Annotated in this window: 14 protein-coding genes; 10 read left to right on the plus strand and 4 right to left on the minus strand. The window is 69.9% G+C overall.

Annotated features, from left to right (window positions below; genetic code table 11):
- Nucleotides 1-46: 46 nt before the first annotated feature.
- Both ACGFW6_RS41690 and ACGFW6_RS41695 read left to right on the plus strand, forming a co-directional pair.
- A complete protein-coding gene (locus ACGFW6_RS41690; RefSeq protein ID WP_393522004.1) occupies nt 47-1,027 on the plus strand; it encodes an ATP-binding cassette domain-containing protein in 981 nt (326 codons plus the stop codon).
- Nucleotides 1,024-1,785, plus strand: a complete 762-nt coding sequence (locus ACGFW6_RS41695; RefSeq protein WP_393522006.1) for an ABC transporter permease — start codon at nt 1,024-1,026, stop codon at nt 1,783-1,785. Before ACGFW6_RS41690 ends, ACGFW6_RS41695 begins: the two co-directional genes overlap by 4 nt.
- Nucleotides 1,786-1,791: 6 nt before the next feature.
- Here the strand turns inward: ACGFW6_RS41695 and ACGFW6_RS41700 are convergent, their stop codons facing one another.
- Nucleotides 1,792-3,210, minus strand: coding sequence for a glutamate decarboxylase (locus ACGFW6_RS41700; RefSeq protein ID WP_393522008.1), 1,419 nt, complete (start codon nt 3,208-3,210; stop codon nt 1,792-1,794).
- 88 nt (nt 3,211-3,298) lie between these two features.
- Here ACGFW6_RS41700 and ACGFW6_RS41705 point away from each other — a divergent pair, with 88 nt between their 5' ends.
- On the plus strand, nt 3,299-4,060 hold the full coding sequence (locus tag ACGFW6_RS41705) for a MerR family transcriptional regulator (RefSeq protein WP_393522010.1): 762 nt from the start codon (nt 3,299-3,301) through the stop codon (nt 4,058-4,060).
- Nucleotides 4,061-4,085: 25 nt separating this feature from the next.
- On the opposite strand, the gene ACGFW6_RS41710 is transcribed toward ACGFW6_RS41705, so the two are convergent.
- Nucleotides 4,086-4,451 (minus strand): YbjQ family protein, encoded by a 366-nt coding sequence (locus ACGFW6_RS41710; protein ID WP_393522012.1) that lies wholly within the window; start codon nt 4,449-4,451, stop codon nt 4,086-4,088.
- A gap of 138 nt (nt 4,452-4,589) precedes the next feature.
- Between ACGFW6_RS41710 and ACGFW6_RS41715 the strand changes: the two genes are divergently transcribed.
- Nucleotides 4,590-5,516 (plus strand): DedA family protein, encoded by a 927-nt coding sequence (locus ACGFW6_RS41715; RefSeq protein ID WP_393522014.1) that lies wholly within the window; start codon nt 4,590-4,592, stop codon nt 5,514-5,516.
- A gap of 31 nt (nt 5,517-5,547) precedes the next feature.
- Here ACGFW6_RS41715 and ACGFW6_RS41720 read toward each other — a convergent pair whose 3' ends face one another.
- Together ACGFW6_RS41720 and ACGFW6_RS41725 are read right to left on the minus strand one after the other, a co-directional pair.
- A complete protein-coding gene (locus ACGFW6_RS41720) occupies nt 5,548-7,173 on the minus strand; it encodes a threonine/serine exporter ThrE family protein (RefSeq protein ID WP_393522016.1) in 1,626 nt (541 codons plus the stop codon).
- 119 nt (nt 7,174-7,292) lie between these two features.
- The gene (locus ACGFW6_RS41725) at nt 7,293-7,784 is read right to left on the minus strand and encodes an inorganic diphosphatase (protein ID WP_164425123.1); all 492 of its coding nucleotides are present in this window, start codon (nt 7,782-7,784) and stop codon (nt 7,293-7,295) included.
- Between the two features lie 94 nt (nt 7,785-7,878).
- Between ACGFW6_RS41725 and dacB the strand changes: the two genes are divergently transcribed.
- The 6 genes from dacB to folE all read left to right on the plus strand — a co-directional run bounded on the left by dacB (nt 7,879) and on the right by folE (nt 15,772).
- Nucleotides 7,879-9,495, plus strand: coding sequence for a D-alanyl-D-alanine carboxypeptidase/D-alanyl-D-alanine-endopeptidase (gene dacB, locus ACGFW6_RS41730; RefSeq protein WP_393522019.1), 1,617 nt, complete (start codon nt 7,879-7,881; stop codon nt 9,493-9,495).
- A gap of 147 nt (nt 9,496-9,642) precedes the next feature.
- Complete coding sequence (locus ACGFW6_RS41735; RefSeq protein WP_393522021.1) at nt 9,643-10,767, plus strand: zinc-dependent metalloprotease; 1,125 nt, start codon at nt 9,643-9,645, stop codon at nt 10,765-10,767.
- 212 nt (nt 10,768-10,979) lie between these two features.
- Nucleotides 10,980-12,146, plus strand: a complete 1,167-nt coding sequence (tilS, locus tag ACGFW6_RS41740) for a tRNA lysidine(34) synthetase TilS (protein ID WP_393522023.1) — start codon at nt 10,980-10,982, stop codon at nt 12,144-12,146.
- A 71-nt stretch (nt 12,147-12,217) separates the two neighbouring features.
- Nucleotides 12,218-12,778: a hypoxanthine phosphoribosyltransferase gene (gene hpt / locus ACGFW6_RS41745; protein ID WP_380851003.1), complete on the plus strand. Its 561-nt coding sequence runs from the start codon at nt 12,218-12,220 to the stop codon at nt 12,776-12,778.
- Between the two features lie 207 nt (nt 12,779-12,985).
- Nucleotides 12,986-15,025, plus strand: coding sequence for an ATP-dependent zinc metalloprotease FtsH (ftsH, locus tag ACGFW6_RS41750; RefSeq protein ID WP_126899287.1), 2,040 nt, complete (start codon nt 12,986-12,988; stop codon nt 15,023-15,025).
- Between the two features lie 141 nt (nt 15,026-15,166).
- Nucleotides 15,167-15,772, plus strand: a complete 606-nt coding sequence (gene folE / locus ACGFW6_RS41755) for a GTP cyclohydrolase I FolE (RefSeq protein ID WP_328880154.1) — start codon at nt 15,167-15,169, stop codon at nt 15,770-15,772.
- Nucleotides 15,773-15,857 lie beyond the last annotated feature (85 nt).

The raw sequence follows: 15,857 nt of genomic DNA on the forward strand, positions 1-15,857 counted from the left end.
TTAGCTTCGAGCTGGTAGTCAAGTTTGACTAGCGAAGGGGTTCTCAGTGGCCGAAACGGCGATCATCGTCGAAGGGGCACGCAAGAAGTACGGCGGCAAAGCCGGCAAGAACGCACTGGACGGGCTCGACCTCACGGTCGCTCCCGGCACCGTGCACGCGGTGCTCGGCCCGAACGGCGCAGGCAAGACGACCCTGGTCCGCATCCTGTCCACCCTGCTGCGGCCGGACAGCGGCCGCGTCGAGGTGGCCGGGCACGACGTGGTCCGCCAGGCGTACGAGGTACGCCTGCGCATCGGACTCCTCGGCCAGCACGCCGCCCTGGACGAGGAACTGGACGGCCGGCAGAACCTGGAGATGTTCGGCCGCCTGCACCACCTCGGCGCCCGCCCCGCACGCGTGCGTGCCGGTGAGCTCCTGGCGCGCTTCGGCCTGGCCGACACCGGCCGCAAGCCGGTCAAGCAGTACAGCGGCGGCATGCGGCGCCGGCTGGATCTGGCCGCCTCGCTCATCGGCAACCGGCACGGCACCGACCCGCAGGTGCTGTTCCTCGACGAACCCACCACCGGACTCGACCCGCGCGGCCGCGCCGAGGTCTGGTCCGCCGTCCGCTCCCTGGTCGGCGGCGGCACCACCGTCCTGCTCACCACCCAGTACCTGGAGGAGGCCGACCAGCTCGCCGACCGCATCTCGGTCGTCGACGCCGGCCGGGTCACCGCCGACGGCACGGCCGACGAGCTCAAGGCACTCACCGGCGGCGACCGCATCGACGTCGTCCTGCGCGACGCCGGCCAACTGGGCGCCGCGGTCGCTCTGTTGCCCGTGCCGAAGGACGCCGTCTCCGTGGACGCCGACCGCCGGCTGCTCAGCGCCCGGGTCACCGACCGGATGGCGGCGCTCTCCGGCGTCGTACGGGCCCTGGAGGCCGCCGGGATCGAGGCCGAGGACGTGGCGCTGCGGCGTCCGACGCTGGACGAGGTGTTCCTGCACCTCACCGGGGACGACAACCGAGTGAAGGAGCCCGCATGAGCATCCACGCCTACGCCGTGGCCGACTCCTGGACCATGACCCGCCGCGAACTCGCCCACTGGGCGCGCCAGCCCGTGCAGGTCGTCGTCAACCTGCTCTTCCCCGTGATGCTGCTGCTGATGTTCGGCTACCTCATAGGCGGCGGCCGCGGTGTCGAGGGCTCCTACATCGACTACCTGCTGCCCGGCATGCTCGCGCTCACCATGGCCTTCGGCCTCGAGGGCACGATGATCGCGGTCACCCAGGACCTCAACAAGGGCGTGATCGACCGCTTCCGGTCCATGCCGATGAGCAACGGGGCGGTCCTGGTGGGCCGTTCGGTCGCCGACATGTTCCAGTCGGCGCTCGCCCTGCTGGCCCTCATGGGTGTCGGGTTCGCGCTCGGCTGGCGCGTGGACGGCGGCCCGGGGGCCTTCCTGGGCGCCGTGGGACTGCTCCTGCTCTTCCGGTTCGCCATGCTGTGGATCGGCATCCACCTCGCCCTGGTGGCCGGCAAGCCCGAGCTGGTCCAGGCCGTGCAGATCCTGGTCTGGCCGATCGGCTTCCTGTCCAACGCCCTCGCCCTGCCCGGCTCCATGCCGGGCTGGCTGGGCACGGTCGTCGAGTGGAACCCGATGTCCCACACGGCGACGGCCGTACGGGACCTGTTCCGCGGCACCGGCACCGAACACCTCGGGGCGGCCGTCGTCTGGCCCCTGCTGCTCCTCGCGGTGTTCTTCCCGCTGGCGGTACGGCGGTTCTCCCGTCTCAGTCGCTGACCTGCCCTAGTGGTGGAAGCCGGTGGCCGCGCCCTTGTCCTGGGTGAAGGGGTGCGGCTGCCGGCGCAGCTCCGGCAGGGCCCGGCTCAGATCCTCCACGAACAGGTCGGCCAGATCGGTGGAGAAGCCGTTGCGGCAGACCACCCGCAGCACCGACAGGTCCTCGCGGTTCGGCGGGAACGAGTACGCCGGAACCAGCCAGCCCGCCTCACGCATCCGCCGCGACACGTCGAAGACGTCGTACGCCCTGACGTCCGGGGCGGTCGTGAAGGCGAACACGGGAAGCTGGTCGCCCCTGGTCAGCAGCCGGAAGTCGCCGAGCTTCTCCACGGCCTCGGCGACGTGGCCGGCCACGTCCCGCGCGGCCTGCTGCACGGCCCGGTACCCCTGACGTCCCAACCGCAGGAACGTGTAGTACTGAGCCACGACCTGGGCGCCCGGCCGCGAGAAGTTCAGCGCGAACGTCGGCATGTCGCCACCCAGGTAGTTCACCCGGAACACCAGCTCCTCGGGCAGCGCCTCCTTGTCCCGCCACAGGGCCCAGCCGACACCGGGGTAGACCAGGCCGTACTTGTGGCCCGAGGTGTTGATCGACGTGACCCGCGGCAGCCGGAAGTCCCACTCCAGGTCCTCGTCGAGGAACGGCGCCACCATCGCGCCGGACGCCCCGTCGACGTGCACGGGGACATCGAGTCCGGTGCGCTCCTGGAGGGCGTCCAGGGCGGCGCACAGCTCGCCGATCGGCTCGTAGGACCCGTCGAAGGTCGAGCCGAGGATCCCGACCACCCCGATGGTGTTCTCGTCGCACAGCTCGGCCGCCGCCTGCGGATCGAGGTGGAAGCGTTCGCCCTCCATCGGCACCAGCCGGGGCTCGACCTCCCAGAAGTTGCAGAACTTGTCCCAGCAGACCTGGACGTTGACGCCCATCACCAGGTTCGGGCGGGCCGCGGGATAGCGGTCGGCGTTGCGCGCCATCCAGCGCCGCTTCATCGCCATCCCGGCCAGCATGCACGCCTCGCTGGAGCCGGTGGTGGAGCAGCCCACGGCCGTCGACGGGTCGGGCGCGTTCCACAGATCGGCGAGCATCGCCACACAGCGCCGCTCCAGTTCGGCGGTGCGCGGGTACTCGTCCTTGTCGATCATGTTCTTGTCGCGGCACTCCGCCATCAGCACGCCCGCCTGCGGCTCCATCCACGTGGTGACGAAGGTGGCGAGATTGAGCCGTGAGTTGCCGTCCAGCATCAGCTCGTCGTGCACCAGCTGGTACGCCGACATCGGCGACGTGGGCGCGTCGGGCAGCCGATGCGTGGGCGGATCCTCGGTCATGCCGCCGACCGGGTTCGCCTCGCCGTAGAAGGGATTCACGGAGAGCCGGCGCGGGCCGTCCTTGTCCGGTGCTTCGGTGTTCCCACGATGCAGTGGCATAAATACGACGGTAGATCCGAGCCGCCCGGCTTGCACCTCACGTCACGTAAGGACCCAGTGTGGAGCGCGAACCGAGAAGGGAGCGGAAGTGAGCTACTCCGTGGGACAGGTCGCGGGCTTCGCCGGCGTGACGGTGCGCACCCTGCACCACTACGACGACATCGGCCTGCTCGTACCCGGCGATCGCAGCCACGCGGGGCACCGGCGCTACAACGACGCCGACCTCGACCGGCTGCAGCAGATCCTGTTCTACCGAGAGCTCGGCTTCCCGCTCGAAGAGGTCGCCGCCCTGCTCGACGACCCGGACGTGGACCCGCGCGCACACCTGCGCCGCCAGCACGAGCTGCTGACCGCCCGGATCGAGAAGCTGCAGAAGATGGCGACGGCCGTGGAGCACGCCATGGAGGCACGCAAGATGGGCATCAATCTCACGCCGGAGGAGAAGTTCGAGGTGTTCGGGGACTTCGACCCGGACCAGTACGAGGAGGAGGTGCAGGAGCGCTGGGGCGACACCGACGCCTATCGGCAGTCGCAGCGGCGCGCCGCGTCGTACACCAAGGAGGACTGGCAGCGGATCCAGCGCGAGGCCGACGAGCTCAACCGCCGCTTCGTCGCGCTCATGGAGGCCGGTGAGCCGGCCGACTCCGAGGCCGCCATGGACGCCGCCGAGGCGCACCGCCAGGGCATCGCCCGCAACCACTACGACTGCGGGCACGAGATGCACGCCTGCCTCGGTGAGATGTACGTCTCCGACGAGCGGTTCACCCGGAACATCGACCGGGCCAAGCCGGGCCTCGCGGTCTACCTGAGGGACGCGATCCTCGCCAACGCCGCCCGTCACACCGCCTGACCCCTGGCCCGGGACCCCGTCAGGGTCACTCCCGGGCCAGGATCACCGCGGTCCCGTAGGCACACACCTCGGTGCCCACGTCGGCCGCCTCGCTCACGTCGAACCGGAACGCCAGCACGCCGTTCGCACCACGCGCGCGTGCCTGCTCGACGAGGCGCTCCATGGCCTGGTTACGGGTCTCCACGAGCGTCTTGGTGAGGCCCTTGAGCTCACCGCCGACCAGCGACTTCAGCCCGGCGCCGATCTGGCTGCCGACATGGCGGGAGCGCACGGTCAGTCCGAAGACCTCACCGAGGACCTCCGTGACCCGGTAGCCGGGAATGTCGTTCGTGGTCACGATCAGAACGTCGGGCCGGGGCCCCTGCCCGCCGCCGTACTCTTCGATGCCCATGGCTCACAGCTTTGTCCCAGCGGGGGCACAGTGCATCCTGAACGGGTCCATGGAACCTGGGCGACCGGCGCAGCGTTGATATTTTTGACCCGCCAGTCGCAGCCCGCCCGCCCCTTCCCCCGCAGGAGCCACAATCCCGTGACCACGCTTGCGCTCGGCCCCGAGTGGCTCAGCCCGGACTATCTGATCGAGACCTTCAGCCTCCCCGGCATCCTGCTGATCGTCTTCGCGGAGTCCGGTCTCTTCGCGTTCCTGCCCGGGGACTCCCTGCTGTTCACGGCGGGTCTGTTCGTGGCCGAGGGGAACTACATCAGCCAGCCGCTGTGGCTGGTCTGCACGCTCATCGTGCTGGCGGCCGTCATCGGCGACCAGGTCGGCTACATGATCGGCAAGTTCTTCGGCCCGAAGCTGTTCAGCCGGCCCAACTCCAAGCTCTTCAAACAGGAGAACCTGGAGAAGGCGCACGAGTTCATGGAGAAGTACGGCCCCAAGGCCATCGTGCTGGCCCGCTTCGTGCCGATCGTGCGTACCTTCGCGCCCATCGTGGCGGGCGCCGGCCGCATGAGGTACGCCACGTTCCTCACGTACAACGTCATCGGCGGTATCGCCTGGGGCACCGGCGTCACCCTCGCGGGCTACTGGCTCGGCCAGATCGAGGTCATCAAGAAGAACGTCGAGGCGATCCTCGTCCTGATCGTCCTCGTCTCCGTGGTCCCGATCATCATCGAAGTCCTGCGCGAGCGCGCCAAGAAGAAGCGCGCCGCGGCCGAGGACCCCGCCTCGGCACAGCACCAGCAGATGGACGACGCGACGACCCAGCTGCGCCGCATCCCGTCCGACGACCAGCCCCAGCAGCCGTACGGCAACCAGGACCAGCAGCACTACGGCAACCAGGACCAGCAGCACTACGGCAACCAGGGCGGCCAGCAGTACGGCTACGACCAGCAGTACTACGGCAACCAGCCGCAGCAGCCGTACGCCCAGCAGTACCCCCAGGGTTACGGCGGGCAGCAGCCCTACGGCGGACAGCAGAACGAGCAGTACCCGCCGAACCAGGGCTACTGAGACACCCCGCGACCGAGCCGCCGGGCGCCCCTCAGAATCCTCGGGTGCGCTTGGCGGCTCGTCGCTTCTCCGGGGACCCGATCCGCAGGAACAACCGCGAGATCTCCGACCCCAGGTTCACGCCGATCGCGATGGCCATGGCCAGGGAGGCCGCCGTGGCCAGCGACACCAGCCCCTTGTCGACGTCGTTCTGCGCGATCGACAACAGCCCGAAGTAGGTCGCGGAACCCGGCAGCAGCGGCCCGATCGCCGCCGTCGTGTACGGCAACGCTGACGCGAACCGGTACCGGGCCATCAGCTGCCCGAACAGGCCCACCAGCCCCGCCGCGACAGCGGTGGAGGCAACCGGTGAGAACTCGCCGGTGTAGTGCATGGCGCCGTACACGACCCAGGCGACACCTCCGTTGAGGGTCACCGCGAGCACGGTGGATCGTTCCTGCTGGAGCAGGACCGCGAAGGTCAGCGACAGCAGCATCGACGCGGCGATCTGCCAGTACGGCCGGGGGGAGATGTTCAGCGCCGCGTCAGGGTTGAGCTTGGCGCCGAGATTGACCCCGAAGTACAGGATCACCAGCACCCCGATCACGATGCCGACGAAGAAGTACAGGACCTCCAGCAGACGTGCGGACGCGGTGATGTAGAAGCCGGTCAGGCCGTCCTGCACGCCCGCGACCAGGGCCCGCCCGGGCAGCAGCGCGAACAGACCACCGGTGATGACCGCGGACGCCTTCACATCGACGTGGGCCAGCGTCAGGGCGACCCCTATGGCCGCCGGCGGCATCGCGGCCACCGTGAACTGGTAGAACTCCGGCAGCCCGCGCCCCGCGCACAGCCAGGCGAGCCGGTCGCCGAGCATCGCGCCGAACATGGCCGCGACGAACACGATCAGATCACCACCGACCAGCACGGAGGCCGCGCCCGCGAGCAGCCCGCTCGCGGAGGTGAGCACCCAGGTCGGGTACGGGTGCCGGTTGCGGCGGATCTCCGCGAGCCGCCGGTAGGCCTCCTCCAGGGAGATGTGGCTCTCCGGATCGCTGAGGTCGTCGACGAGCTGGTACACGGCGGCCAGACGCGTGTAGTCGGTGCCGCGCCGCCGCACCGTACGCGACGCCGACACCGGATCGTCCACCAGCGACGGCTGGTAGGAGATCGACAGCAGCGTGAAGGTGACGTTCGGCTCGCAGCGGTCCAGCCCGTAGGACCGGCACACCGCGAACATCGCGGCCTCCACGTCCTCCGCGCCCTCACCGCCCGCCAGCAGCAGCTCGCCGATACGCAGGGTCATGTCCAGCACCCGCGGGACGGCCGGACCCTCCTCCTCCACGCGCGGCATCCGCTCCGGCGCCGGCCGCTCGGCCACCGGCATGCGCAGCATCGTGCGCATCCGGTCCTGCCAGGGCAGGTCCTTCGTCAGGCTTATCCGCGGTATGCCGGTGGCGGGCGTGAACGCCGACGGGGCGTCCTCGACGCTGTACCTGCCCGGCATGGTGAACGCCGAGCCCTCCGGTTCCGGCGACTGCGGCGCGTCCAGCCCCGTGGGTAGGGCGAACTCCGAGGTGGTCTCCGACTCGCTGTCCCCCACCTCGACACCGGCAGGCGCCCTGAAGGCCATCCTCGCCTCGTCCGACTGCGGCTTGCGGTCCTCCGCTTCCGTCACCTGCGTAGCACTCCTTGAACGACACCTCCTGCCGCCCTCAGTATGCGCACAGACACACGAACGGGCTGCACGCGCACGCGCACAGCCCGTTCACACGGCCCAAAAGCCGAGGTTCTGCCTCAGTGGCCGCCCTGGTCCTTGAAGCGCTTGTAGGACCGCTCGATCTCGGCCTCGGCGTCGGTGCGGCCGACCCAGTCGGCGCCCTCGACGGACTTGCCGGGCTCCAGGTCCTTGTAGACCTCGAAGAAGTGCTGGATCTCCAGGCGGTCGAACTCGGAGACGTGGTGGATGTCGCGCAGGTGCTCCTGACGCGGGTCCGTCGCCGGGACGCACAGCAGCTTGTCGTCGCCGCCGGCCTCGTCCGTCATCCGGAACATGCCGATCGCGCGGCACTTGATCAGGCAGCCCGGGAACGTCGGCTCGTCCAGGATGACCAGCGCGTCCAGCGGGTCGCCGTCCTCGCCGAGGGTGTTCTCGACGAAGCCGTAGTCGGTCGGGTAGGCGGTCGAGGTGAAGAGTCGACGGTCCAGGCGGATCCGACCGGTCTCGTGGTCCACCTCGTACTTGTTCCGCGAACCCTTCGGAATCTCGATCGTGACGTCGAACTCCACCGGTGGCTCCTCCATGATCAACACATAGTTCTGGTGGTTAAGTGTCCCTCACGCAGGTGTGTGATCGCGAAAGGGGCTGGTGGTCGTGCCGGAGATGAGGCCTTGGCGAGCCGCGAAACCGCATGTGACGCGGGTCGCGGGCGCCGTACGACCCCGTCTGGCACGAGCCGCGGAGGCCGTACGGCCACGTCTCGCACGCGCCGCGACGGCCGCGAAGCCACGGGTCGTACGGCTCGCCCGAGCCGCATCCCCGCAGGCCGCGCGCATCACGAGGCCGAAGACCTGGCAGTACACCGCGGGCGCCGCCACCGCCGGACTGGCACTGGCCGCCGGAGTGGTGACCGCCGCAGGCCCCTGGGACTCCACCGGTCAGCGTACGGCCGAGCGGGACCGGGCGGCCGCCCAGGAACGTACGGGTGGCGCAGATCACGGCCGTAATACCGATACGTCCGACTCCTCCGGCGCGACGGCCGGGGGACCCCGCCCCGCCCCCAGCGCGGCCTCCGTCCTGTCGGGCCTCGGCGGTGGCGTCGGCACCGCCGGATCGGTCCCGAACGGCAAGGCCGTCGCCGGACTCGTCGGCCCGCTCCTGAACGACCCGGCGCTCGGCAGCAGGTCGGTGGCGATCGTGGACGTGGCCAGCGGCGAACGCCTCTACCGCGACGGCTCGGGCAAGGCCCTCACCCCCGCCTCCACCACGAAGATCGCCACGGCCGTCGCCGCCCTCGCCGCGCTCGGCCCCGACCACCGCCTCACCACCCGCACCGCTCTGGAGGCCGACACCGGGGAACTGGTCCTCGTCGGCGGCGGCGACCCCACCCTCACCGCCCGCGAGGACGCCGACGGCTGGGCCAGCCTGCGCGAGCTCGCGGACAGCACCGCCCGGGCGCTGAAGAAGCGGGACGTACGCGAGGTCACCCTCTCGTACGACAAGACGCTCTACGCCGGCACCGAACTGCACCCCATCGGGACGAACCCCAACCTCGCCCTCGTCAGCGCCCTCATGGTCGACGAGGCCCGCACCGACGACTCCACCAGCGGCCCGGTGCAGCGGGTCGAGGACCCGGCCGGGGACGCGGCCGCCCGGTTCGCGGCGCTCCTCGCCGACCGCGGCATCAGGACGACCGCGCCCGGGCCCTCGAAAGCGACCGACCGCGCCCAACCGCTCGCCGAGGTCTCCTCACCGCCGCTGTCCTCCGTGGTCGAGCGCATGCTCACCAACAGCGACAACGACATCGCCGAGGCCCTCGCCCGCCAGACCGCCGTGGCGAGCGGCGTGCGCGCCGACTTCGACGGCGCCGGCCAGGCCGTCGAGGCCCGGCTGAAGAAGCTCGGGCTCCCGGTGGCCGGCGCCGACATCAAGGACGGCAGCGGCCTCGACCGTGCCGACAAGCTCACCGCCGACCTGCTCACCGCCCTGCTGGCCAAGGCCGCCGACCCCGCCCACCCCGAACTGCGCCCGGTCCTCACCGGCCTGCCCGTGGCCGGCTTCACCGGCACCCTGAGCACCCGCTACACGGACGGCGCGGCCGGCATCGTGCGCGCGAAGACGGGCACCCTGCAGGGCGTGAACTCCCTGGCCGGCACGGTCGTCGACCAGGACGGCCGGCTGCTCGCCTTCGCGTTCCTGTCGACCGGCGACAACGCGGACGCCGCCCGGTCGGCACTGGACCGGACGGCGACGGCCCTGGCGTCCTGCGGCTGCCGCTGAGCGGCACGGCCGGGGCAGGGGAGAGCGGCAAGGGGGCACCACGGGCGGCACGTCGGAGTTCTGGCGGCCGCCGCGCCCCCGGCATCCCCCGCCCTGCCGCCCGTTCACGGCCTGCCCCAAGCGGGACCGCTCACGTACGGTTGACACATGACGAGCATCGGTGGTGCCGAGATGGTCGACTGGAATCTCGCGGTGGCGACCGCGACCCGGTTCGTGAGGCCGGGCCCGGAGGTGAGCCGCGACGAGGCCCGCGCCGTCGTCGCCGAGCTGCGCCGGCATGCCAAGGCCGCGGAGGAACACGTCCGCGGCTTCACCCGGATGGGTACGGACGACATCCACGACACCCCGGTCCTCGTGGTCGACCGCCCCGGCTGGGTCCGGGCCAACGTCGCCGGCTTCCGGGAGATCCTCAAGCCCCTGCTCGACAAGATGCAGGAACGACGCACCACCAGCCCCGGCGGAGCCGTCCTCGGCGCGGTCGGCGGCAAGGTGACCGGCGTCGAACTGGGCATGCTGCTGTCCTTCCTCGCCTCCCGCGTCCTCGGCCAGTACGAGACCTTCGCGCCCGCCACCCGCGACCTCCCGGCCGGTGAGCACGGCGGCGGCCGGCTCCTCCTCGTCGCCCCCAACATCGTCCACGTCGAGCGCGAACTCGACGTGCAGCCCCACGACTTCCGCCTCTGGGTGTGCCTGCACGAGGAGACCCACCGCACCCAGTTCAGCGCCGTGCCCTGGCTGCGGGACCACCTGGAGGGCGAAATCCAGTCGTTCTTGGGGGAGACCGACGTCGACCCCATGACCGTCCTGGAACGCATCCGCGAGGCCGCCCAGTCCCTCTCCGGCAGCCGGCCCGAGGCCGAGGAGGACGACGGCGGACGTTCGTTCGTCGAACTGGTGCAGACGCCCGCCCAGCGAGAGATCCTCGGCCGCCTCACCGCCGTCATGTCCCTCCTGGAGGGCCACGCCGACTTCGTGATGGACGGCGTCGGCCCCGCCGTCGTCCCGTCCGTCGCCGAGATCCGCGAGAAATTCCAGCAGCGTCGCGCCAAGGGCGCCTCCCGGCTGGACATGGCCCTGCGCAAACTCCTCGGCCTGGACGCCAAACTGCGGCAGTACCGCGACGGCGAACGCTTCGTGCGGGCCGTCGTCGAACAGGTCGGCATGGACGGCTTCAACCGCGTCTGGACCTCCCCGAACACCCTCCCCACCAAGGCGGAGATCGCCAAACCGGCGGACTGGATCGCGCGGGTGCACCGCAAGGCGGAGTCGTGAAAAGCGCGCCGAAGCGTGCATCTCATACGAAGGTCGTGAACCGAATCCGGCCGACGGCAGGCGAACGCCCCTCCAATCACCCGTCCGAGGGACCGTGAGCCATGGGTAGGCGTGCAATGCTCGGGGAACGGCCCGTCTCTGTCACCATCTACACACTCTGAGTGACCGAGCTTCGGGCTCACCCCCCGACAACTTCATGAAGGGAACCGGACATGGGTCCCCATCCTGCGGTCGCGGCGATACGCCTGGCGGTCCGCCGCGTCCTCCACGACATCCTCACCGAACACAGCCGCATCCACGACGTACCCACGCCGAGCAGACTCCGCGCGGCCTCCGCCCCGACGCCGTCCGCGCCGTCCCCGGGCGCCCAGCGCACCGCCCACGGCACCGCGCTCGACACGTCGTACGAGCTCCCCGGCCAGAGCCCGCAGGAGCCCCCGCGCGCTGCCCCGCACGAGCGGCCCCCCTCCCCGCTCGTGCTCGTGGCATGCTCCGGCGGCGCCGACTCCATGGCCCTCGCCTCCGCCCTCGCGTTCGAGGCCCCCAAACTCGGCATCCGCGCCGGCGGCATCACCATCGACCACGGCCTCCAGCCCGGCTCCGACCTGCGCGCCGAGGAAGTCGTCCTGCGCCTGCGCCAGCTCGGTCTCGACCCCGTCGAGTCCCACGCCGTGACCGTCGGCCGCACCGGCGGCCCCGAGGCCGCCGCCCGGGATGCCCGCTACGCCGCCCTCGACGACGCGGCCGTACGCCACGGAGCCTTCGCCGTCCTCCTCGGCCACACCCGCGACGACCAGGCCGAGACCGTCCTGCTCGGCCTCGCCCGCGGCTCCGGCATCCGCTCGCTGTCCGGCATGGCCGCGGTCTCGGGGGCCGGCGGCCGCTACCGCCGCCCCTTCCTCGGACTCGACCGGCAGACCGCCCGCAAGGCCTGCATGGTCCAGGCGCTGCCGGTCTGGGACGACCCCCACAACTCCGACCCCGCCTACACGAGGTCCCGCCTGCGCCAAGAGGGCCTGCCCGCCCTGGAGAAGGCCCTCGGCAAAGGCGTCGTCGAGGCGCTCGCCCGCACCGCCCAGCTCTCCCGTGACGACGCCGACGCCCTCGACGCCTGGGCCAGCCAGGCCGAGGCCGCCGTGCGCGACGCCACCGGCCTCCTGGAGTGCGCCAAGCTGTACGCGCTGCCGCCCGCCGTGCGCCGCCGGATCCTGCGCCGCGCCGCCATCGAGGCCGGGGCGCCCGCCGGTTCGCTGTTCGCCCGTCACATCGAGGAAGTCGACCGTCTGATCACCGGCTGGCGCGGCCAGGGAGCCATCAATCTCCCCGGCAAAGTCGTCGCCCAGCGTCAGGGTGGCAGACTGGTGATTCGGCAAGGCTGATTCCCGACCCCTCCACAGCAGACCACGGAGGGGCCGGTGAGCCGAGAATGCGGGACGACCGACCGAAAGTGATGCGGGTGGACGCGAAAGACATGGGTGCCGACCTCCAGCAGGTGCTCATCACCAAGGAAGAGATCGACGCCAAGCTGGCAGAGCTGGCGGCGAAGATCGACGCGGAGTACGAGGGCAAGGACCTGCTCATCGTCGGTGTCCTCAAGGGCGCGGTGATGGTCATGGCCGACCTCGCCCGGGCACTGTCCACCCCCGTCACGATGGACTGGATGGCGGTGTCGTCCTACGGCGCCGGCACCCAGTCCTCCGGTGTGGTGCGGATCCTCAAGGACCTCGACACCGACATCAAGGGCCGGCACGTCCTGATCGTCGAGGACATCATCGACTCCGGCCTGACCCTGTCCTGGCTGATCAACAACCTCGGCTCGCGCGAGCCCGAGACCCTGAAGATCTGCACCCTGCTGCGCAAGCCGGACGCCGCGAAGGTCGCCATCGACGTCGAGTGGGTCGGCTTCGACATCCCCAACGAGTTCGTCGTCGGCTACGGCCTCGACTACGCCGAGAAGTACCGCAACCTCCCGTTCGTCGGTACGCTCGCGCCCCACGTCTACGGCGGCTGAACCCCACGGTCCGCGACCGCGGACCCGAAGGGCCCAAGCCCCGTACGAAGATCGGGAACCCCGGCGGGCCTCGCGCCGTTGGAGCATGCAGACGGGCTTGCCAGCCGTCCCGTGCGGCTTCGCGCGACAAAGCTGGGGTACCGTCAGAAGAACTGTCTTATCAAACTCACTATGGCAGGAGGGACGGGGCGGCACCGCTCCGTATGGATGGACGTGAAGCGATACTTCCGTGGGCCGGTCATGTGGATCGTGCTGGCCGTCCTTGCCGTGGTCGTGTTGATGCAGGTCGTCGGCTCGTCCGGCGGCTACAAGACGGTGGACACCGGCCAGGTCGTCCAGGCGATCAATGACAACAAGGTCGAGTCGGCCAAGCTGACCACTGGTGACGAGAACACCATCAAGGTCCAGCTCAAGGACGGCGAAAAGGTCGAGGGCGCCACCAAGATCCAGGCGAGCTACATCGGCGACCAAGGCGTGACCATCGCCAGCACGCTGCAGAACAAGTACCAGGACAAGCAGATCCCGGACGGCTACACGGTCTCGCCGTCCAAGCAGAACCCGTTCGTCGGGATCCTGCTCTCCCTGCTCCCCTTCGTCCTCATCGTCGTCGTCTTCCTGTTCCTGATGAATCAGATGCAGGGCGGCGGCTCCCGAGTCATGAACTTCGGGAAGTCCAAGGCCAAGCTCATCACCAAGGACACCCCGAAGACGACGTTCTCGGACGTCGCCGGTTCGGACGAGGCCGTCGAGGAACTCCAGGAGATCAAGGAGTTCCTGCAGGAGCCGGCCAAGTTCCAGGCCGTCGGCGCCAAGATCCCCAAGGGCGTACTGCTCTACGGGCCTCCCGGTACCGGCAAGACGCTCCTCGCGCGCGCCGTCGCCGGCGAGGCGGGCGTCCCCTTCTACTCGATCTCCGGTTCCGACTTCGTCGAGATGTTCGTCGGTGTCGGTGCCTCCCGAGTCCGTGACCTGTTCGAGCAGGCCAAGGCGAACGCCCCGGCGATCGTCTTCGTCGACGAGATCGACGCGGTCGGCCGCCACCGCGGCGCCGGCCTGGGCGGCGGTCACGACGAGCGCGAGCAGACCCTGAACCAGCTGCTCGTCGAGATGGACGGCTTCGACGTCAAGGGCGGCGTGATCCTCATCGCCGCGACGAACCGGCCCGACATCCTCGACCCGGCCCTCCTGCGCCCCGGCCGCTTCGACCGCCAGATCGCGGTCGACCGCCCGGACATGCAGGGCCGTCTGGAGATCCTCAAGGTTCACCAGAAGGGCAAGCCGGTCGCCCCGGACGTCGACCTGTCGGCGGTCGCCCGCCGTACGCCGGGCTTCACCGGCGCGGACCTGAGCAACGTCCTCAACGAGGCCGCCCTGCTCACCGCCCGCTCCGACAAGAAGCTCATCGACAACCAGATGCTGGACGAGGCCATCGACCGCGTCGTGGCGGGCCCGCAGAAGCGGACCCGGATCATGTCGGACAAGGAGAAGAAGATCACCGCGTACCACGAGGGCGGACACGCCCTGGTCGCGGCGGCTTCCCCGAACTCCGACCCGGTCCACAAGATCACGATCCTGTCCAGAGGCCGCGCGCTCGGCTACACCATGGTCCTGCCGGACGAGGACAAGTACTCCACGACCCGCAACGAGATGCTGGACCAGCTGGCCTACATGCTGGGCGGCCGCGCGGCCGAGGAGCTCGTCTTCCACGACCCGACCACGGGCGCAGCCAACGACATCGAGAAGGCCACGACCACCGCACGCGCGATGGTCACGCAGTACGGCATGACCGAGCGTCTCGGCGCGATCAAGTTCGGCGGCGACAACACCGAGCCCTTCCTCGGACGTGAGATGGCTCACCAGCGCGACTACTCGGAAGAGGTCGCCGCGCTGGTGGACGAGGAAGTCAAGAAGCTCATCGAGAACGCGCACAACGAGGCCTGGGAGATCCTGGTCGAGAACCGCGACGTCCTCGACAACCTGGTCCTGCAGCTGCTGGAGAGGGAGACGTTGGGCAAGGAGGAGATCGCCGAGATCTTCGCCCCCATCGTCAAGCGTCCCCCGCGGCCCGCCTGGACCGGGTCGTCCCGCCGCACGCCGTCCACCCGTCCGCCGGTGCTCTCCCCCAAGGAGCTCGCCCTGACGAACGGCGCCAACGGCGCGACCCCGGCGATCAGCACCGCCAAGTCCACGGTGACGGAGCCCGCCCCGGCCACGGAGCCGGCTCCCGAGGAGCGTCCCGAGAGCTGACGCCCCACCCGGTGCGCAGCACCGGGCCCGGAATGGATGCCGCGCCCCCCTGGTTCTAGCCTGGGGGGCGCGGCACTTTCGTATGCCCGCAGTTCAGACGCGTGACCCACACGCGCCACCCGCGAAGGAACGAGGCACCACATGACCGACCCCGTGACGCTGGACGGCGAGGGCCGCATCGGCGAGTTCGACGAGAAGCGCGCCGAGAACGCCGTACGCGAACTGCTCATCGCGGTCGGCGAGGACCCGGACCGCGAGGGTCTCAGGGAGACGCCGGGACGGGTGGCGCGGGCGTATCGGGAGCTTCTGGCGGGACATACGCAGCAGCCTGAGGACGTTCTGACGACCACGTTCGACATCGGGCATGACGAGATGGTCCTGGTGAAGGACATCGAGATCGTGAGTCTATGTGAGCATCACATGCTGCCATTCCATGGCGTAGCTCATATTGGGTACATTCCCGCCGAAAGCGGCAAGATCACTGGCCTGTCGAAGCTTGCGCGGCTGGTCGAGGTCTTCGCCCGGCGGCTGCAGGTGCAGGAACGACTCACCACGCAGGTCGCCGACTCCCTCATGAAGATCCTCGAGGCTCGGGGCGTGATCGTCGTCATTGAGGCCGAGCACATGTGCATGTCGGTGCGTGGGATTCGCAAGCCCGGCGCCAAGACCACGACGTCGGCGGTGCGCGGTCAGCTTCGGGACGCCACGACCCGCGCCGAGGCAATGAGCCTGATACTGGCACGCTGACGGAACGGTGCTCGCTTGGACGCCGACGCGGAAAGCGTGTCGGGAACGATACGAGGTTCCTTCAAGCCCTGAGCGGCATCCCTTG

The sequence above is a fragment of the Streptomyces sp. Y7 genome (assembly GCF_043195415.1).
Lineage (GTDB): Bacteria > Actinomycetota > Actinomycetes > Streptomycetales > Streptomycetaceae > Streptomyces.

What these genes read in the sequence shown, in the direction of transcription:
- ACGFW6_RS41695 (WP_393522006.1), top strand. Translation starts at nt 1,024, where the DNA reads ATGAGCATCCACGCCTACGCCGTGGCCGACTCCTGGACCATGACCCGC.
- ACGFW6_RS41700 (WP_393522008.1), bottom strand. Translation starts at nt 3,210, where the DNA reads ATGCCACTGCATCGTGGGAACACCGAAGCACCGGACAAGGACGGCCCG.
- ACGFW6_RS41710 (WP_393522012.1), bottom strand. Translation starts at nt 4,451, where the DNA reads ATGGGCATCGAAGAGTACGGCGGCGGGCAGGGGCCCCGGCCCGACGTT.
- dacB (WP_393522019.1), top strand. Translation starts at nt 7,879, where the DNA reads ATGAGGCCTTGGCGAGCCGCGAAACCGCATGTGACGCGGGTCGCGGGC.
- ACGFW6_RS41735 (WP_393522021.1), top strand. Translation starts at nt 9,643, where the DNA reads ATGACGAGCATCGGTGGTGCCGAGATGGTCGACTGGAATCTCGCGGTG.
- tilS (WP_393522023.1), top strand. Translation starts at nt 10,980, where the DNA reads ATGGGTCCCCATCCTGCGGTCGCGGCGATACGCCTGGCGGTCCGCCGC.
- hpt (WP_380851003.1), top strand. Translation starts at nt 12,218, where the DNA reads ATGCGGGTGGACGCGAAAGACATGGGTGCCGACCTCCAGCAGGTGCTC.
- ftsH (WP_126899287.1), top strand. Translation starts at nt 12,986, where the DNA reads ATGGACGTGAAGCGATACTTCCGTGGGCCGGTCATGTGGATCGTGCTG.
- folE (WP_328880154.1), top strand. Translation starts at nt 15,167, where the DNA reads ATGACCGACCCCGTGACGCTGGACGGCGAGGGCCGCATCGGCGAGTTC.